We start from the raw sequence: 16,208 nt of genomic DNA, 5'->3' as shown, positions 1-16,208 counted from the left end.
CGTTCGTTGGGATAGTTAGCGGGCGGTGCCGTTCCGGGCGAGTCTACGAGCGCATCCCGTGAGGGACGCGTCGAGCGGTCCTCGTCTCCGGTCGATGCCACCGGCGCATCCCCGGTCCGGGTGGACCGGAGGGGATGCGCCCGCAGACGTTACTCGGAGTCGACGAGGCTGAGGTGGGAAATCTCAGCGTCGCCGTCTAGACCGCCACGTAGGTCTCGCCCGAGATCGTGTCGGGTACGTTCACGCCGTAGATCGTCGTCGCACCGGACTGGTCGACGAAGCGAATGGTCGCTTCCTCGCCCGGGCTGAGCGGGTCGCCGACGTCCGTCGCGTTGATCGTGATCTTCACGCGCTCGGTCGTGTTGTCGAGCACCTGGTCACCGTTCCCGACCAGCGATTCGGTCGCGAACTGGGTGGCTGACGTGTTCGCACCATACTGGAGCGTCGTACTCGCGTCGTTGCTCAGGAACTCGACGGTCGCGTCCTGCAGGTCGATCTGATCCGAGCCCGCGGACTTCTTGACCGTGAAGTTCAGCTGGGTCACGTCGCCACTGCCGTCGTTGAAGCCGACGGCGGTGACCACGTCGATCTGGTTGGAGACCTGGGACTGGGAGTCCTGGCCCGTGTCGGAGGCCGTGGACTCCAGCAGCCCGGCCGTGTTGATGAGCACGCCGGCCGCCACTGCGGCGACGAGCACCATCGCGATGAAGATGATCAGGGTACCGATACCGACCTGACCACGCTCACCGTCTTCTGAGGTGATGTCTGCGAACATGATTACACCGCCACGAAGGTCTCACCCGAGAGCGTGTCGGGCACGTTCACGCCGTAGATCGTCGTCGCACCGGACTGGTCGACGAAGCGAACGGTCGCTTCCTCACCGTCATCGAGCGGGTCGCCGATGCCGGAGTTGGACACGTCGACGGTGATGCGCACGCGCTCGGTCGTGTTGTCGAGCACCTGGTCACCGTTCCCGACCAGCGATTCGGTCGAGAAGTTGGTCGCCGAGGTCGAAGCCCCGTATTCGAGGGTCGTACTGGCGTCGGCGCTGAGGAACTCGATGGTCGCATCTTGCAGGTCGAGTTGGTCGGAGCCTGCGGACTTCTTGACCGTGAAGTTCAGCGTCGAGATGTGACCGGCCGAGGTGTTCACCTCACCGACAGCCGTGACCACGTCGATCTGATTGGAAACCTGTGCCTGTGAGTCCGCGCCCGTGTCGGACGCCGTGGACTCGAGCAGCCCGGCCGTGTTGATGAGCACGCCGGCCGCCACTGCGGCGACGAGCACCATGGCAATGAAGATTATCAGGGTGCCGATGCCCACCTGACCGCGTTCGTCGTTCTCTGTTACGTCCACTATCATTGGTATACGTGGGGATGCGCCCCGAATAGTCCGTAGTACCGTACTACTATCAAGGCCGGTATGGTTTCGAGAGCCGTTTCGGTCCTCGACTCACGACTCGATACGGCGCGGTAACTCGACCAGTGTTCGTACTGCAGTCGCTCGAAAATAGAGCCTTCAATCAGCCAACAGCACCGCAGCTCTCCGGAGAACGGTACCGCAGAACTGCCAGCTTCGTTACTATACTTCCAGCGGTGACGCGTCCAGCAGTATCCGGAGCGTCTCCTCGGCCTCCAGCTCGTCGTCGAGCTCGTCGGCGTACCACGTCAGCAGCGACGTGAACACCTCGCGCACGTCGTTCGAGCGGATCTCCTGATGGGCGACGCCGTCGTCGGTCTTCACCGCGATGTCGACGCCGTACCGCTCGTCCGTGTTCGCTAGCGCGTCGGCGGACACGGCGGCCCGCGGTGGGCCACCGGACCCGTCGGTCGCCAGCCCGGCACGTGCCGGGTCGACGTCCGGAAGTCGGGCCTGACCGCCGTGCGATCCCGCAGACGGACCATCGCTCGCCGAGACGACGAACCGACCGTCGCCGAGGTCCTTGCAGCGGTCCTCGTCGGGGGTCAGCTCCTCTGGCGAGAGGATGCCGTCGGCGCGTTCGTCCGTGTGCTTCGTGCGTTCGTTCATTGGTTGATGTGTGCCCCGCGTGGGGGCACGGGTTGCTCGCATCAGACGACGACGTACTCCTCGTCGGATATCGACTGCGGGACGTTGACGCCGTAGAGCGTCTTCGCGCCCGACTGGTCGACGATCTGGAGCATCGCCTGTTCGCCTTCTGCGAGGTACGTTCCTTCGACTTGCGGATCGGTGACGTTGATGGAGACGCGGATGCGGTCGGATCGGTCGTTCAGCGTCGTGTTCGAATCGCCGCTCATGTTGACGAGCGTGATCGCTGAGTCGTCGGACGACAGCGTGACTGCTGCCGAGTCCGAGACCCACTCGAACGACGCCTTGCTCAGGTCGATATCGCCGGCACCGGCTGCCTGCATCAAGGTGATGTTTACCTTGTCGACGCCGGTGCCGTTGGCGTTCACCTCGCCGGTCGCGCTGACAGCGACGATGTGATTAGAGACCTGTGACTGTGCGTCGGTACTCGTGTCCGACGCCTTCGCTTCCAGCATGCCTGCCGTGTTGATGAGCACGCCAGCTGCGACAGCCGCGACCAGGACCATCGCGATAAAGATGATCAAGGTCCCGATGCCGACCTGCCCGCGGTCTTCATCTTGTGGTTCCGTTACGTTCATCGGTAATTCACCCCGTGCGAGCAGCTCACTCGCGTCCTCGCGGACACGACCAGCTACGCGTGGCCCAGCAGGGCCAACCGGGAGTCGGCGCGACGCGATCCAGAGAGAGGCGTCTGCTGCCGACCGCCGCCAACGTCGTTCCCCGTCGTGGGGTGAGCCGATTCCTCGCATCACAGCGTGGGGAGTGTTCCCCGTCGAGGACAACGACAGACGTGACTATCAAGGCCTGTATGCGCTCACCGTCTGTTTCGACCGTCGACTCAGTCCTCGATACGCGGACCGACTCGGCGAGCGAAGGCGTCCGTACCAATATACCGACATCCGTCCTACGAAGTAGCAGTGACTGCTGGGAGTACAGCGACCGTCGGCGTGGCTGCCCCCGAAACCGGGAGCGACCGCGCCGTACGTGCACGAGTCTACACCGAGAGGGACACCAATGGGGCTTCGAGACGTACTCGCTGACTTCCTCAGCTCGGAGGGACCCCAGAGCGGGGCCAGCTCCGAGACGGAGGACGAGGACGAGGAGGAGGAGACAGCACCCGACCCGAGCTTCGACGTCCCTCTCGAGGACCTCGACCAGGAAGAACAGGTCGAGAACCTCGAGCACCGCATCGACTCGATGCAGGAGGACCTGGAACGGAGCAACTCCCAGATCGAGTCGATCCAGAGCTCCCAGGAGGAGGTCGCCGAGCGCGTCGAGGACGTCAACGGGACGGTCCGACAGCTGCTCGGCATCTACGACCAGCTGACCGCCAGCGCGAACCCGTTCGTCGAGGGCGGCAGCCGGACCCAGATGGACGACGACGTCGATGGGTTCGGCCTCGGTGGCGAACCCGACGGCGCGACGGGCGAGATGCCGCCGGCCGAGGCGGTCGAGAACGAGGCCGAGACGGCCGACCCCGATGGCGAAGCTGACGAGCCAGCAGCCGACGAGGACCTCGCGGACAACGAGGTCGTCGTCGAGGCGACCGAGCCGGGCGAGGAGGAGGCCGTCTCCTTCGACGACCTGAAGGCGGAATCCAGCGACGACGAGCAGGCGGTCGGCGACGACGGCCAGCAGGCCGTCCAGAGCCAGCGAGAACAGGAGGAAGACAATGCAGACGACACCAGACTGGAGGTCGAACCACTCTCGGACGAGGCAGCACAGATGAGCGACGCAGCCGAGGAGTCGCGCTCGTACGAGCGGGCGTCGAGGGAGTCCCGCGCCGGGACAGCGGCGTCACGGTCGGACGCCACCCTCCCGACCCTCGCGGACACGTACGCGACGGACATCCTCGTGTTCGAGTGGCTGACCGACCTCGTGACCAGCGCGGGGCCGGCCGCGGCGCTCCGGGCCATCGCGTACTACGAGGAGATCGGGTGGATCTCGCCCGAGGTGAAGGCGTACCTCGAGGACACCCTCTCCGGCCCGGACCTCGACATGACCGTCGACCCGAGCCGCGACCCGAACGAGCTGAACGCCGAGGACCACGCAGAGAGCTACGAGTACATCATGAAACTGGAATCGATCCAGCAGACGATGGACGACACCGGACTGTAACCATGGGATTCAGCACGAGTGGCTCGGCCGCCATCCTGTTCGTCGGTTTGCTCGTCTGCCTGAGCACCATCTACCCCGTGATGGAGACCGCGAACGAACGGGTGACGGAGGCGGGCGAGGCTCGCGACGACCGCGCGCTCGCCCAGGCGAACACCGCGATGAACGTGACGTCCGTCGGCTACAACGCGTCGACCGACACGCTCGTCGTGAACGTCACCAACACGGGCTCGACGACGCTGTCGGTCGACGGCACCGACCTGCTGCTGGACGGGACCTACGTGGCCGGTGCGACGACCCGCGTCGAGGACGACTCCGGGAGGACGATCTGGGTACCGGGCGAACAGCTCCAGTTCGAGGTGACCGGCGTCACGGCCGAACCGGGGCGGGTCAAGCTCGTGACCGAGAACGGCATCGCCGAGACGGAGGTGCTGTGAGATGGCGAGTACTTCGGTGTCGAGCATGATCCTGTTCATCGCGGCGATGCTCGTCGCGGCGAGCGTCGCCGGGACACTCGTCACGAGCGTCGGCGACGTGAGCGGCTCCATCGACGCCAGGAGCGCGGACGCCGCCCAGACCATCGACACGGAGATCGACGTCATCTCCGACCCCGGGAGCGACGCGGTGTACGACGAGAGCTCGACCACGGTGACGCTGCTCGTCAAGAACACCGGCAACGGGCGGCTCTCGGCCGACCCGTCCAAACCAGACGTGCTCGTCGACGGCCAGTACATCACCGCGAGCGACCGGTCGCTGACCGTCGTCAGCGGCTCGGAGTGGAGGTCGGGCGACGTGGTCCGGCTGGAGCTGAACGTCGACCTCGACCCCGGTGAGCACCGGGTCGTCGTCATCATCAACGGCGACCGGGAGGTGTTCGAGTTCTACGTATGAACGACTACTACTCGCTCGGCCTGACCGACTCGGACCGCGTCAACCACGCCTTCGGGGGCGGCATCCCCGAGGGGAGCGTCGTCCTCGTCGAGGGCGTCGACGGCGCGGGCAAGTCGGTCATGAGCCAGCGCATGGCCTACGGTATCGCCAGCGAGGACGCCTACGTCTCGTACATCTCGACGGAGCTGAACGCGGGCGAGTTCATCACCCAGATGCACTCGCTGTCGTACGACGTGGTCGACCACCTGCTCTCCGGGCAGCTGCTGTTCCTCAACGCGGACGTCGACACGCACCGGAACGGCTCACAGCGCGAGCTGCTCGCGCGGCTCACCGAGCCGAGCCTGCTCTGGCAGGGCGACGTGGTCGTCGTCGACGCCTTCAGCGCGTTCCTCCGGAACGACCCGCGGTACGACGCCATCACCGGCGTCGGCGACGAGGACCACGCCATGGAGTCCGTGCTGACGTTCTTCGAGAGCATGACCCGCAAGGGGAAGACGGTCATCCTGACCGCGGACCCCGAGGCGGTCACGGAGCGCGGGCTGATGCCCATCCGGAGCGTCGCGGACGTGTTCCTCCAGATCGAGACGGAGACGGTCGGGAAGGACATCAGACGGACCGCCCGCGTCCGGCGGTTCGCGAACATGCAACAGCCGGTCGACGACGGCATCGGCTTCAACGTCCAGCAGGGGCGAGGAATCACCATCGTGAACCGGACGGTGGCCTGAGATGGCGGAGTACGGCACCTCTCGTATGACGACGGAGCTCCGCGAGGCGAGCGAGGAGCACGGCCACCTCGCCGACCACCTCGCGGAGTTCAGCGCGGAGTTCAGCGAGTACCCGACGCTCGTGCCCGACCCGGGCGACTACGAGTCCGACCGCCCGAACGTCTGCTACCAGGTCACCGACGACATCTTCATCCACGTCTTCGGCGACCTGGGTATCGACACGACGTACTACTGCATCGAGCCGCAGCTCGACGAGGAGCAGAACGAGGTGTACGCGCAGGTCCGCCAGCGCATCCTCGACCGCTCGGTCACCCGGCCCGCGCCCTCGGACGACGACGAGTTCGAGGAGCACATCGACACGCTGCTGAGCGAGGTCGTCAGCGTCGGTGGAGCCATCAGCTCCTCCGTCGGCGGGCTACTGGGCGGCTCCATCACGGTCGACCCGGACACGTACGAGTCGCTGCGCTACCACCTGCAGCGCGACATCGTCGGCCTCGGCCCCCTCGACCCGGTGATGGAGGACACGCAGAACGAGGACATCCACGTCATCGGCCCGCACCAGTGCTACACCGACCACGGCACGTACGGGATGGTCGAGACGAACGTCGACTTCGGCACCCTCGAGTCGTTCCAGAACTGGATCCGCAACATGGGCGAGCGGATGGACACGCCCGTCAGCGACTCCCACCCCATCATCGACTCGACGCTGCCCGACGGCTCGCGTATCAACATCATCTACTCCGACGACGTCTCCGTGCAGGGGCCGTCGCTGACCATCCGCCAGGGCGAGGAGATCCCGCTCTCCATCTTCCAGATCACGAAGTGGGGGACGCTGAGTCCGGAGCTCGGCGCGTACCTCTGGCTCTGCCTGGAGAACGAGCAGACGGTGTTCGTCGTCGGCGAGACGGCGTCCGGGAAGACGACGACGCTCAACGCCTCGCTGTCGTTCATTCCGAACGACTCGAAGATATACACCGCCGAGGACACCGCCGAGGTCAAGCCGCCACAGGAGACGTGGCAGCAACTGCTCACCCGGGAGGGCTCGGGCGACGGCGACTCGGACGTCGACATGTTCGACCTCGTCGCGGCCGCGCTGCGTTCGCGTCCCGACTACATCATCGTCGGTGAGGTGCGTGGCGCGGAGGGCCAGATGGCGTTCCAGGCCGCCCAGACCGGCCACCCGGTGATGCTCACGTTCCACGCGAGCGACATCGTCTCGATGATCCAGCGCTTCACCGGCGCACCCATCAACGTCCCCGAGACGTTCATGGACAACTGCGACGTGGCGCTGTTCCAGAACCGCGTCAAGCAGGGCGACAAGGTGCTTCGACGGGTCACCTCGGTCCAGGAGATCGAGGGCTACTCAGACTACGAGGACGGCGTCATCACCCGACAGGCGTTCAACTGGGACCCCCGCGAGGACGAGGTCGAGTTCACCGGGCGGAACAACTCCTACGTGCTGGAGGAGCAGATCGCGACGCTGCTCGGCTACACCGACACCCGGCTCATCTACGACGAGCTGGACAAGCGCGCCGAGCTCATCCGCCGGGCCATCGACGCAGAGATCCTCGGCTACCACGAGGTCAACGACTTCATCGCCGACTACCAGCGCGACGGCATGGAGGGTATCCCGATAGACACCGGGGGGCTCGGCGGGACCATCTGAGATGTCGACCGCGAACCCCTCGGGCGACATCAACGCCCGCACGATGCTCTCCTCGGTCCGGGAGGCGTACCGCCGCATGGAGATGTCGGTTCGTCGGTACGTGCTGCTCATCGTGCTCCCGTCCCTCCTGTTCATGGTCGGGAGCGTCGCCGTCGTCTTCGTCGTCGGGCTCCCGCTGACCATCGGCGGCCCGGTGATACTGCTCGGCGTGTTCGCGGTGTTCGCCGCGCTGGTCTACCCGAAGGCGGTGCAGGACAGACGGCGCAAGCAGATCCGCCAGCGCTTCCACCTGTTCCTGACCCACATCACCGTCCTCTCGATGACGAACATCAACCGCATCGAGATCTTCCGCACCCTCGCCGAGGAGGAGGAGTACCAGGCGCTCGCCGAGGAGATGGGCTACCTCGTCGCGCTGGTGGACACGTGGAACCAGAGCCTCGACGACAGCGCCCGGATGCGGGCGCGGCAGGTGAACTCCCCCCTCCTCTCGGACTTCCTCGAACGCCTCGCCTACACCGTCGGTGGCGGCCAGCAGATCAGCGAGTTCCTCATCGACGAGCAGGACTCCATCATCCAGCAGTACGTCATCCGCTACGAGGCGGACCTGAACAAGCTCGACGTGATGAAGGAGCTCTACCTGTCGATGATGCTGTCGACGGCGTTCGTGCTGGTGTTCGCCATCGTCCTGCCCGTGCTCGTCGGCATCAACCCGACGGTCGCGGTCGGCGGCGTCATCTTCATGTTCGTCGTCGTGCAGGCGGGGTTCGTCTACGCCATCCACGCCGTGTCGCCCTACGACCCGGTGTGGTACATCCAGGAGACGGCGGGCGACTACCCGCTCCAGCGGGCCCGGCCGGCGCTCGTCGCGGGCGGCGTGCTCTCGCTCGTCGCGTTCGTCGTCGTCGGCGGGATACTGCTCGGCTATCTCCCGGTCAAGAGCGACGTGCTGCCGCTGCCGGTCATGGCGGCCATCCCGGTGACGCCGCTGCTCATCCCCGGCTGGCTCGTCCGCCACGAGGAGAAGAAGGTCAAAGAGCGCGACAGCGAGTTCCCCAGCTTCATCCGCGCACTGGGTGCCGTCGAGTCCGTCAAGCAGACCTCGACGGGCAACGTGCTGGAGTCGCTCCGGCGCAAGGACTTCGGCGCGCTCACGCACAACATCGACAACCTGTACAAGCGCCTCGCCATGCGGGTCGACTCCTCGCGGTCCTGGTCGCTGTTCGCGGCCGAGACCGGCTCCTACCTCATCCAGAAGTTCGGCGACATGTACGTCGAGGGCCGCCGGATGGGTGGCGACCCGAAGATGCTCGGGCAGGTCATCTCGCGCAACCAGAGCGAGGTCCTCAAGCTGCGCGAGCAGCGCCAGCAGGCGACGACGACGCTCATCGGCGTGCTGTACGGGCTGACCGCCGCGTCGGTGTTCTCCTTCTTCGTCGGGCTGGAGGTCGTCGAGATGCTGATGAGCATCGTCAGCGACATGGACCTGCAGGCCAGCCAGATGAGCTTCCTGCTGTCCACCGAGCAGTACGACGTCCAGACCATCGAGTACCTGCTCATCCTCACCATCGTCTTCAACGCGATGCTCTCGTCCATCATGGTCCGGGTCGCCGACCGCGGCCACATCCTCTCGGGCTACGTCCACTTCGTCGCGCTGACGTGGACGGGCGCGCTGACCGCCGTCATCACGAAGATCGCGGTCGACGCCCTCATCTCGGTGTGAGACGGGCAGTGGTGAACGACCGACCACGGTTTCCGAGTCAGAAACCGTCCCCTCTCTTATACGTCGGCGCGGACCCCCTTTCCATCCATGACACAGTCCCTCCACCGCAGCCGACAGGACGTCTGGACGTACGCCCTCGTCGGCGCCCTCGTCGCCGCACTGCTGGTCGTCGCCAACAACCTGTACACCGGGCTCGAGACCGAGCTCTCGCTGAACGGCGTGCTGGTCGGTGGCTTCGTCGCCGGCTTCCTGGCCGCCCGGGCCTCGGTCGACGCTGCCGGTGCCGCCGTGCGTGCGGGCCTGCTCGGTGGCTCCCCGGCACTCGCCTGGTTCCTCCCGCCACTCGTCGACTTCGTGACCACCAGCGGCGGCACGTGGTGGTACTCCCTCCTCCAGGCCGGCATGGTGGTGGTGTTCGTCGTGACCCACCTCGTCTTCACGGCCCTCATCGGACTGCTCGGCGGCGTGGTCGGTCGCTGGCTATACAGGTTCGGGGCGACGCGCTGAAGAGCTGCCAGTCGACCGCCGACAGCCGTCGGTCGAGGGAGCCCGAATCGCCTGCTGTCGCCGACTTCACGCGTCGACTCACGCCTCGAAACGGCGAGCACCTTTATACGGATACCGTCCGTCGCTTTGGACAAGCGGATGTCACTGCACGCCGAGAAACCGTACCTGCGCTCGCTCTCGCAGGGCACCGAGGGGATGGAGGCCACGATGGAGTGGGCTCGCTACCTCGGGGAGACGTTCGGCACCAGCGGTGCGCTGAACTGTCTGCGCTACTACGAGCGACTCGGCTGGATCTCCGAGGACGTCTGTCGCTCGATGACGACGTACATCCGGGGGCTCTCGCTCCAGGAGATCCACAACAAGAAGTACGACGAGCCGGCGACACTCGAGTACCCGCTGGAGACGCTCTCCGGGACGCCCTTCGGCACCCACGCACGGTCCCTGAAGTACATCGCGTCCATCGCGGGCGACGACCTCGAGGAGCACCTGATGCTCGCCCGGCTCGCCGAGCGCCGCGTGGAGAAACAGATCGGCGATCGGACGGTCCGCGACGAGGTCGTCGAGGCGATCGGCGACGACTGAACAGAATGCGTGTTTTCTGATAAGAAGCCTCCAGAGACATCAGCATATCGCCCACATCGCGAGCGGCGATATACCGTCCAAGACGCCTATGTAAAACGTTTTTCGGCCATTCCCCGACCGTCGAAAACATCGAATCGACCCGGCCTAATATTTTGTCATAAAACACGGGTTGGCCGTTTGACTTATTAGGCATGCCTCCATCGAACGGAGTAGTACCCGAGCGGGCCTCGACGACCTTTGGTGGAGGTCGGTGTGGCGGGCCGAATCGGAGAAAGCCAGAAGGTGACGACCGACAGATGCGAAACAACAAGGATACCAGTTCGGTGTTCAGCGACCTCACGGCCGCTGCCACCGACGACGATAGTGGCGAGCAGTACGAGCTGACCATCGGGTCGGCCGAGAAGGTGGACGAAAAGTCCGTCGAGCGCGAGCTCGACGAGATGCTCGAATCCGTCGAGGACGCACTCCCGACCGACGAGGCGGAGTTCGACGAGGAGATCATCAAGGAGAACCTCGACGAGGTGCTCCTCATGCTCATCTCGCTGCGCGGCGAGACCCACGGCAAGGAGCTCATCTCCGACCTCACCCGCCTCTTCGGCGCACAGCTCAGCCCGGGCACGGTCTACCCCGGCCTGCACAAGCTGGAGGAGGACGACGTACTCCACATGCACAAGAAGGTCCGCACGAAGGAGTACTCCATCGAAGACGAGCGCGAGGTCCGCACGAGCGTCGAACGCACGATGCTCCAGCACCTCGCGTTCGGCTACCTGCTGTACTCCTTCCTCCCCCGACTCTAATCTTCGAGGTCAGAAGCGATAGACGCGAGACTCCCGTCGGGTTGCTCCAGTGCGTCGTACACTGCACGGCCTCCCGGGGCCCGCAACCCGTACTGGAACCCGTCTTCGATGACGTCCACCAGCACCGACCCGCCAGCGCTGCGGCCGTTGTCCTCGCACCAGCCCGTGAGGTGGTTCTCCCCCTCGCCGGGGTTCCGTGCCGCCGACGGCGTCTCGAACACGCCCGAGATGAGTAACTCCTCGCCCGTCAGCGACGACTCGATGCGCGCGAACTGCTGCTCGCCGTCGAGCACCACCCGGACGACCTCGTCGACCGGGAAGCGGTCGGTCTCGTCGGCCGGAAGCTCCAGCTTCAGTCGTCCGGTCGCACCGTGTTTCGCCAACTTCGCCCGTACCGTCGGCACTGCGTCAGAAGAAACCCGATCAGCCATGGTCGCTACTCGTTCCCCACGCCAAATGTACCTGTCGCTCGCGGCGTGATGGGCGCAAGAAGTGTGTCGCTGTCACCGCCGCGCGCCGAGGGTGTGCCCCTCAGGAAACCTACGACGCGGCCGTGACGGGACGCGTCCGGATTACTCTTCGTCGTCCTCGTCGGCGTCCTCGTCGGCGTTCTCCTCGACCAGACCGAGGAGGGACTCGACGGACTCGTCGCCGCGACCGACGATCTTCGCGTTGATCTGGCTCGTCTCGTCGGAGACCTGGCGACCACGGAGGGTCAGCCGCTTGCGCTCGCCGGGACGGGACGGGTTGTACCCGACGCCCTGTTCGCGCATCAGGACCTCCTCGACGTTCGGGCCCTCGATGTCCTCGCGCATCGGCCGCCCGGCCTCGTCCGAGCCGCCGGTGAGTTCGAGCGTGTAGCCGTCGAGGCCGACGGCGCTCCCGTCGACTTCCTCGCCGAGCCCCTTGCCCATGAATCGGTTCGCGTCCTGTTCCTCCGCCTCGAGCTGGTACGATGCGCCCGAGTCCGGGTCCGCAACGACGACGTTGAAACTCGCCATAGTGGATACGAATCGTCGGTGGGCGTTCAAAACTCCGTCGAAACGGGGTCGGACTGTCGCGGCGGCAGCCGGCGTCAGCCCATCTCGGCGACGTCGACGACGAGCGACTCGTCGACCAGTATCCACTCGGTCGCCGCCGGGCGGCCGTCCGTTCCGCGAGCCATGAACGTGACCGTCCCGGCAGCGGGGTCTGTGGCGACCCCGATGCGGGAACCGATTGCGCCGTCGACGGCCTCGGACGGCCGGCCGTCGGTTCTGGAGGGTGAGCGGTCACGTTCGCTGATGTCCGTCATGTACCCGACGGTACGGCCTCCAGGTACAAAGGGTAGTGACAGCTGTTTCACGTTTTGAAACCACCCGGGTCCGACATCCGGCTGACGGCTGGCGTCCGTCCGACCCGAAGACCGAAAGTCTCCGGGTGCGAACGCCACCGCATGGAACCCGGCCGACTGGAGCTCAGGCTCGAACGGGAGTTCGGCGGCGAGGGCCACGTCGTCGTGCGCGAGGCCCTGGACCTGCGTGACTCCGGTCGGTACCACGACGACGCCGGGCACGACCTCACCGCCGACGTCATCGTGGACAACCTGCGGGACGCGCCGCGCGGCGACGTGGTCGACCGGTGGAACTGGTGGCTCGGCTCGCTCGCGATAGCGCACGGCCCCGAGTACAACCAGTTCACCGTGCGTCGGAACCCACGGGACCGGGAGAACGGGACGTTCTGATCAGCCGAGCAGGCCCAGCGCCCACCTGACGAGTTCGGACGCCGTGAACAGGACACCCTCCAGCCGGGAGAGCACGCGACCGGTCCACAGCGCGGCGACCATGACCAACGTGACGGCGAGCAGCCAGCCGAACGTCCCCAGCGCGGCCGGGCCCACCGACAGCGGTCGCACGAGCGCGCCCACGCCCATCACGACGGCGAGGTTGAACACGTTGCTCCCGACGACGTTGCCGACCGAGACGCCGAGGCTCCCGCGCCTGAGGGCGACGAGCGAGACGGCGAACTCGGGCGTCGACGTGCCCGCCGCGACGATCGTCCCGCCGATGACCCACTCGGAGACGCCGGCGTCGCGTGCCAGCGCCGACGCCGCGCCGACCAGCGCGTCGCCGCTCACGAGGACGATACCGAGCCCGACGACGAGCAGGAGCGGGTCACGTCCGGGGAACTCGAATCTGGCCGTGATGTCGCGGACGACGGGTTCCCCGGGGTCCGGCGAGCTCTCGTCGCTCCGACTGTGCAGCAGGTAGGCCGTGTAGGCGACGAACACCGCGACGAGCACCGCGCCTTCGAGGCGGGTGACCAGCTGGTCGAGCACGACGAATCCGCCCAGGAGCGTGCTCGCGAGCAGCATCAGGCCATCGCGTCGGACGAGTCCACCCTCGACGGGGACCACGCGGATCAGGGCGACGACGCCGAGGACGAACGCGAGGTTGTAGATGTTCGACCCGAAGACGTTCCCGACGGCGAGGTCGCCGAGACCCTTGAGCGCGGCGTCGGCCGTCACGGCGAGTTCGGGCGTCGACGTCCCCGCCGCGACGATGGTCAGGCCGATGGTGAGATCGGAGAGCCCGAAGTCGCGCGCCAGCCGGACCGCCGCGTCGACGAGCAGTCGTGCGCCGAGCCCGAGTCCGACGACGGTCGCGGCGACGATGCCCAGCTGGACGAGTGTGCCTGCCATCGGTCGTTGTCGGAGTGACGGAAGGGACAGGGATGAGCGTTGGGGGGTCGTGCCGTCCGACCTGCCGCTGGTTCCGGGGAGGAGATACCCGGATTGGGAGTAGCCACTTCTGGACGCGGGTGCCGGAGGGCGAAGCCGACGGACCCAAACGGCTCGCCCCCGTACCGCAGTTCAATCGAATGGAGATACGGTTCCTGGGGGGCGCACGTGAGATCGGGCGGAGCGCCATCCTCGTCGACGACTCGCTGCTGCTCGACTACGGGATGGCGTCGGGCAACCCACCGCAGTACCCGGTGGACCGACCAGACCCGGACGCGGTCGTCGTCTCGCACGGCCACCTCGACCACGTCGGTGCGGTCCCCTCCCTCCTGTCGGGCGACGAGCGGCCGCCCATCCACTGGACGCCGCCGACCGCGGAGCTGGCGCGGGTGCTCGGTCGGGACACCCTGAAGCTCCACGGCGGGAGCTACGACTGCCCGTTCACGGAGGCCGAACTGAAGCGGCTCACCGAGGTCTCGCAGACCCACGCCTACCGCCAGCCCTTCGAGGCGGCGGGCTACGAGGTGACGTTCTTCGACGCAGGCCACATCCCCGGCAGCGCGCACGTGCTCGTCGACGACGGGGACACGCGACTGCTGTACACCGCCGACTTCCACACCGCCGACCAGCGCCTCCTCGCCGGCTCCCGTGCCCGACCCGACGCGGACGTGGTCGTCGTGGAGTCGACCTACGCGGACACCGAACGCGAGTCGCGCGCGGCCATCGAGCACCGGTTCGTCGAGAGCGTCAAGTCGACGGTCTGGGAGGGCGGCACCGTCGTCGTCCCCGCCTTCGGCATCGGTCGCACGCAGGAGGTGCTCTGCATCCTCGGCGCGCACGACGTGGACTGCTACGTCGACGGCATGGGCAAGGACGTGACCCGGCTGTTCCAGCGTCACGACGGCTTCGTCCGCGACCCCGACACCCTCCAGCGCGGGGCGTCGAACGCCCGGTTCGTCACCGGCAAACCCGGCCAGCGCGAGCGCATCGCCGAGAAGAACACGGTCATCGTCACCACGTCGGGGATGCTCCACGGCGGCCCCGCGATGACGTACGTCCCCGAGATCCGGTCGAGCCCGACGAACAAGGTCGCGTTCACCGGCTTCCAGGTTCCGGGGTCTCCGGGCCACGAACTGCTCGAGAACGGCCGGGCCGACTTCGACGGACGGATCCTCCCCGTCGCGGCCCGGACCGAACAGCACGACTTCTCGGCCCACGCCGACAGCGACGGGCTCTGGGAGTTCCTCCAGTCGTACCGCGACGCGCAGGTGCTGGTGAACCACGGGGACGACTGCGAGGACTTCGCCGCCGAACTCGTCGCGGGCGGCTTCGACGCGAGCGCGCCGGCGCTGGACGCGACCGTCACGGTCTGACCGGGGACGCCACGTCGACGGCCTACGCCAGGACGTGCAGGTCGAACAGGTACCAGTCGTCGTCGTAGGAGGCGACGGCGTTGCGGAACACGGCGCGCTCGTCGTACTCGTCGTACGGCCGCAGGTCGTCGCCGATGCCGAGCCGGTCGAGGACCGTCGCGAGCCCGTCCGAGAGCGGCGGCTCCTCGTGGTAGCGGCTGCCGGGGTCGCTCTCCACCGCCGCGTCGAGCACGTCGCGGGCGGCCTCCGAGAGCGCGTCGCGGTCGAACCGGGCGTCCGGCACGGTCTCGTCGGCGTACGAGTCGAGCGCGTCCCGCGACGACGCGACCTGCTCGACGGCGAACGTCCGCTCGGGGACCGTCACGGTCCGCTGTTCGACCACGACGCGGTAGGTGTCGCCGGCGTAGTCGACGTAGTCGAACGGCGGCTCGGGGACGAGTTCGCTCGTCCCGGGGTCCACGTCACGGTGGTACTGGACCGGCTGGAGGCCGTCGACGTCTGGCTCGCCGAGGAAGCCGTCGTTGTCGGCGTAGACGGCGTCGAGTGCCGCCTGCAGTATCTCGCGGTCGCGGTCAGAGAGGCCGAACGGTTCGCCCGCGACGGTCGCGGAGTCGGGCGGCTCCTCATCGGCGCGCTGGACGGCGAACAGCCAGCGCTCGCGCTCGACCTGCCGCGTCCGGTCGGTCGTCACCTCGTGGTACGCATCGTCGTGCCGGAGGAACGTGGGACGGGGGCGCGTCTCAGCCCCCCAGTCGTCGGGGCGGACCAGCGGCCACTGGACCGCGGTGACGCTGCCGGTCTCGAACAGCTCGGCGAGCCAGTTCTCCTTCGTCCCGGTGTCGTAGTCGATGCGGGTCTCGGCACGGACCGCGACGGGGTCGTCGACGAGGAACTCGTCTGCGAGCGTCCCGTCCACGTCCTGTGGAACGAGCCGGTAGCCGCTGGCGGAGCCGAAGCTCAGGCAGCCGGCACCGACGGTCGCTGCGAGCCCGGCGACGGTGCCGGCACGCTGGAGGAGGGAACGGCGGGAGCAGGGCATGAATCGT

20 protein-coding genes are annotated in these 16,208 nt (G+C 66.9%); 11 read left to right on the top strand and 9 right to left on the bottom strand.

Features of this window, described 5'->3' with window-relative positions:
• Positions 1 to 196 precede the first annotated feature (196 nt).
• From NOW55_RS07070 to NOW55_RS07055, 4 genes are all read right to left on the bottom strand, one after another.
• A complete protein-coding gene (locus NOW55_RS07070; protein ID WP_256399404.1) occupies positions 197 to 775 on the bottom strand; it encodes a flagellin in 579 nt (192 codons plus the stop codon).
• A 2-nt stretch (positions 776 to 777) separates the two neighbouring features.
• Positions 778 to 1,362: a flagellin gene (locus tag NOW55_RS07065; RefSeq protein WP_256399403.1), complete on the bottom strand. Its 585-nt coding sequence runs from the start codon at positions 1,360 to 1,362 to the stop codon at positions 778 to 780.
• A gap of 219 nt (positions 1,363 to 1,581) precedes the next feature.
• Positions 1,582 to 2,028: a DUF7500 family protein gene (locus NOW55_RS07060; protein ID WP_256399402.1), complete on the bottom strand. Its 447-nt coding sequence runs from the start codon at positions 2,026 to 2,028 to the stop codon at positions 1,582 to 1,584.
• Between the two features lie 41 nt (positions 2,029 to 2,069).
• Positions 2,070 to 2,645 (bottom strand): flagellin, encoded by a 576-nt coding sequence (locus NOW55_RS07055; RefSeq protein WP_256399401.1) that lies wholly within the window; start codon positions 2,643 to 2,645, stop codon positions 2,070 to 2,072.
• 436 nt (positions 2,646 to 3,081) lie between these two features.
• On the opposite strand from NOW55_RS07055, the gene NOW55_RS07050 reads away from it, so the two are divergent.
• The 9 genes from NOW55_RS07050 to NOW55_RS07010 all read left to right on the top strand — a co-directional run bounded on the left by NOW55_RS07050 (position 3,082) and on the right by NOW55_RS07010 (position 11,070).
• Positions 3,082 to 4,185, top strand: a complete 1,104-nt coding sequence (locus NOW55_RS07050; RefSeq protein ID WP_256399400.1) for a FlaD/FlaE family flagellar protein — start codon at positions 3,082 to 3,084, stop codon at positions 4,183 to 4,185.
• A gap of 2 nt (positions 4,186 to 4,187) precedes the next feature.
• Positions 4,188 to 4,619, top strand: coding sequence for an archaellum stator protein ArlF (arlF, locus tag NOW55_RS07045; RefSeq protein ID WP_256399399.1), 432 nt, complete (start codon positions 4,188 to 4,190; stop codon positions 4,617 to 4,619).
• 1 nt (position 4,620) lies between these two features.
• Positions 4,621 to 5,073, top strand: coding sequence for an archaellum stator protein ArlG (gene arlG, locus NOW55_RS07040; RefSeq protein WP_256399398.1), 453 nt, complete (start codon positions 4,621 to 4,623; stop codon positions 5,071 to 5,073).
• Positions 5,070 to 5,798, top strand: coding sequence for an archaellum protein ArlH (gene arlH / locus NOW55_RS07035; protein ID WP_256399397.1), 729 nt, complete (start codon positions 5,070 to 5,072; stop codon positions 5,796 to 5,798). The genes arlG and arlH overlap by 4 nt, the downstream gene beginning before the upstream one ends.
• A 1-nt stretch (position 5,799) precedes the next feature.
• Positions 5,800 to 7,464 carry an archaellum flagellar ATPase motor FlaI gene (gene flaI, locus NOW55_RS07030; RefSeq protein ID WP_256399396.1) on the top strand — a complete coding sequence of 555 codons (1,665 nt, stop codon included), beginning with the start codon at positions 5,800 to 5,802 and terminating at the stop codon, positions 7,462 to 7,464.
• 1 nt (position 7,465) lies between these two features.
• Entirely contained in the window at positions 7,466 to 9,184 is a 1,719-nt protein-coding gene (arlJ, locus tag NOW55_RS07025; protein WP_256399395.1) for an archaellar assembly protein ArlJ/FlaJ, read from the top strand.
• A gap of 87 nt (positions 9,185 to 9,271) precedes the next feature.
• On the top strand, positions 9,272 to 9,691 hold the full coding sequence (locus tag NOW55_RS07020) for a DUF5518 domain-containing protein (protein WP_256399394.1): 420 nt from the start codon (positions 9,272 to 9,274) through the stop codon (positions 9,689 to 9,691).
• A 138-nt stretch (positions 9,692 to 9,829) separates the two neighbouring features.
• The gene (locus tag NOW55_RS07015) at positions 9,830 to 10,273 is read left to right on the top strand and encodes a FlaD/FlaE family flagellar protein (RefSeq protein WP_256399393.1); all 444 of its coding nucleotides are present in this window, start codon (positions 9,830 to 9,832) and stop codon (positions 10,271 to 10,273) included.
• A 296-nt stretch (positions 10,274 to 10,569) separates the two neighbouring features.
• Entirely contained in the window at positions 10,570 to 11,070 is a 501-nt protein-coding gene (locus NOW55_RS07010) for a PadR family transcriptional regulator (protein WP_256399392.1), read from the top strand.
• Here NOW55_RS07010 and NOW55_RS07005 read toward each other — a convergent pair.
• The 3 genes from NOW55_RS07005 to NOW55_RS06995 form a co-directional block, all read right to left on the bottom strand.
• Positions 11,067 to 11,501, bottom strand: coding sequence for a DUF7112 family protein (locus NOW55_RS07005; RefSeq protein WP_256399391.1), 435 nt, complete (start codon positions 11,499 to 11,501; stop codon positions 11,067 to 11,069). The genes NOW55_RS07010 and NOW55_RS07005 overlap by 4 nt on opposite strands.
• A gap of 141 nt (positions 11,502 to 11,642) precedes the next feature.
• Positions 11,643 to 12,071, bottom strand: a complete 429-nt coding sequence (locus tag NOW55_RS07000; protein ID WP_256399390.1) for a 30S ribosomal protein S6e — start codon at positions 12,069 to 12,071, stop codon at positions 11,643 to 11,645.
• Positions 12,072 to 12,145: 74 nt separating this feature from the next.
• Entirely contained in the window at positions 12,146 to 12,364 is a 219-nt protein-coding gene (locus tag NOW55_RS06995; RefSeq protein WP_256399389.1) for a hypothetical protein, read from the bottom strand.
• Between the two features lie 54 nt (positions 12,365 to 12,418).
• Between NOW55_RS06995 and NOW55_RS06990 the strand changes: the two genes are divergently transcribed.
• Positions 12,419 to 12,793 carry a WNWW family protein gene (locus NOW55_RS06990; RefSeq protein WP_465260936.1) on the top strand — a complete coding sequence of 125 codons (375 nt, stop codon included), beginning with the start codon at positions 12,419 to 12,421 and terminating at the stop codon, positions 12,791 to 12,793.
• Here NOW55_RS06990 and NOW55_RS06985 read toward each other — a convergent pair whose 3' ends face one another.
• Positions 12,794 to 13,750, bottom strand: a complete 957-nt coding sequence (locus NOW55_RS06985) for a calcium/sodium antiporter (protein ID WP_256399387.1) — start codon at positions 13,748 to 13,750, stop codon at positions 12,794 to 12,796. It lies immediately after the preceding gene.
• A 179-nt stretch (positions 13,751 to 13,929) separates the two neighbouring features.
• Between NOW55_RS06985 and NOW55_RS06980 the strand changes: the two genes are divergently transcribed.
• Positions 13,930 to 15,162 carry an MBL fold metallo-hydrolase gene (locus NOW55_RS06980; protein ID WP_256399386.1) on the top strand — a complete coding sequence of 411 codons (1,233 nt, stop codon included), beginning with the start codon at positions 13,930 to 13,932 and terminating at the stop codon, positions 15,160 to 15,162.
• A gap of 22 nt (positions 15,163 to 15,184) precedes the next feature.
• Here the strand turns inward: NOW55_RS06980 and NOW55_RS06975 are convergent, their stop codons facing one another.
• On the bottom strand, positions 15,185 to 16,201 hold the full coding sequence (locus NOW55_RS06975; protein WP_256399385.1) for a hypothetical protein: 1,017 nt from the start codon (positions 16,199 to 16,201) through the stop codon (positions 15,185 to 15,187).
• Positions 16,202 to 16,208 lie beyond the last annotated feature (7 nt).

It is taken from the genome of Haloarchaeobius litoreus (assembly GCF_024495425.1).
Taxonomy (GTDB): domain Archaea; phylum Halobacteriota; class Halobacteria; order Halobacteriales; family Natrialbaceae; genus Haloarchaeobius; species Haloarchaeobius litoreus.
This window is presented reverse-complemented; position numbering and strand designations above follow the sequence as displayed.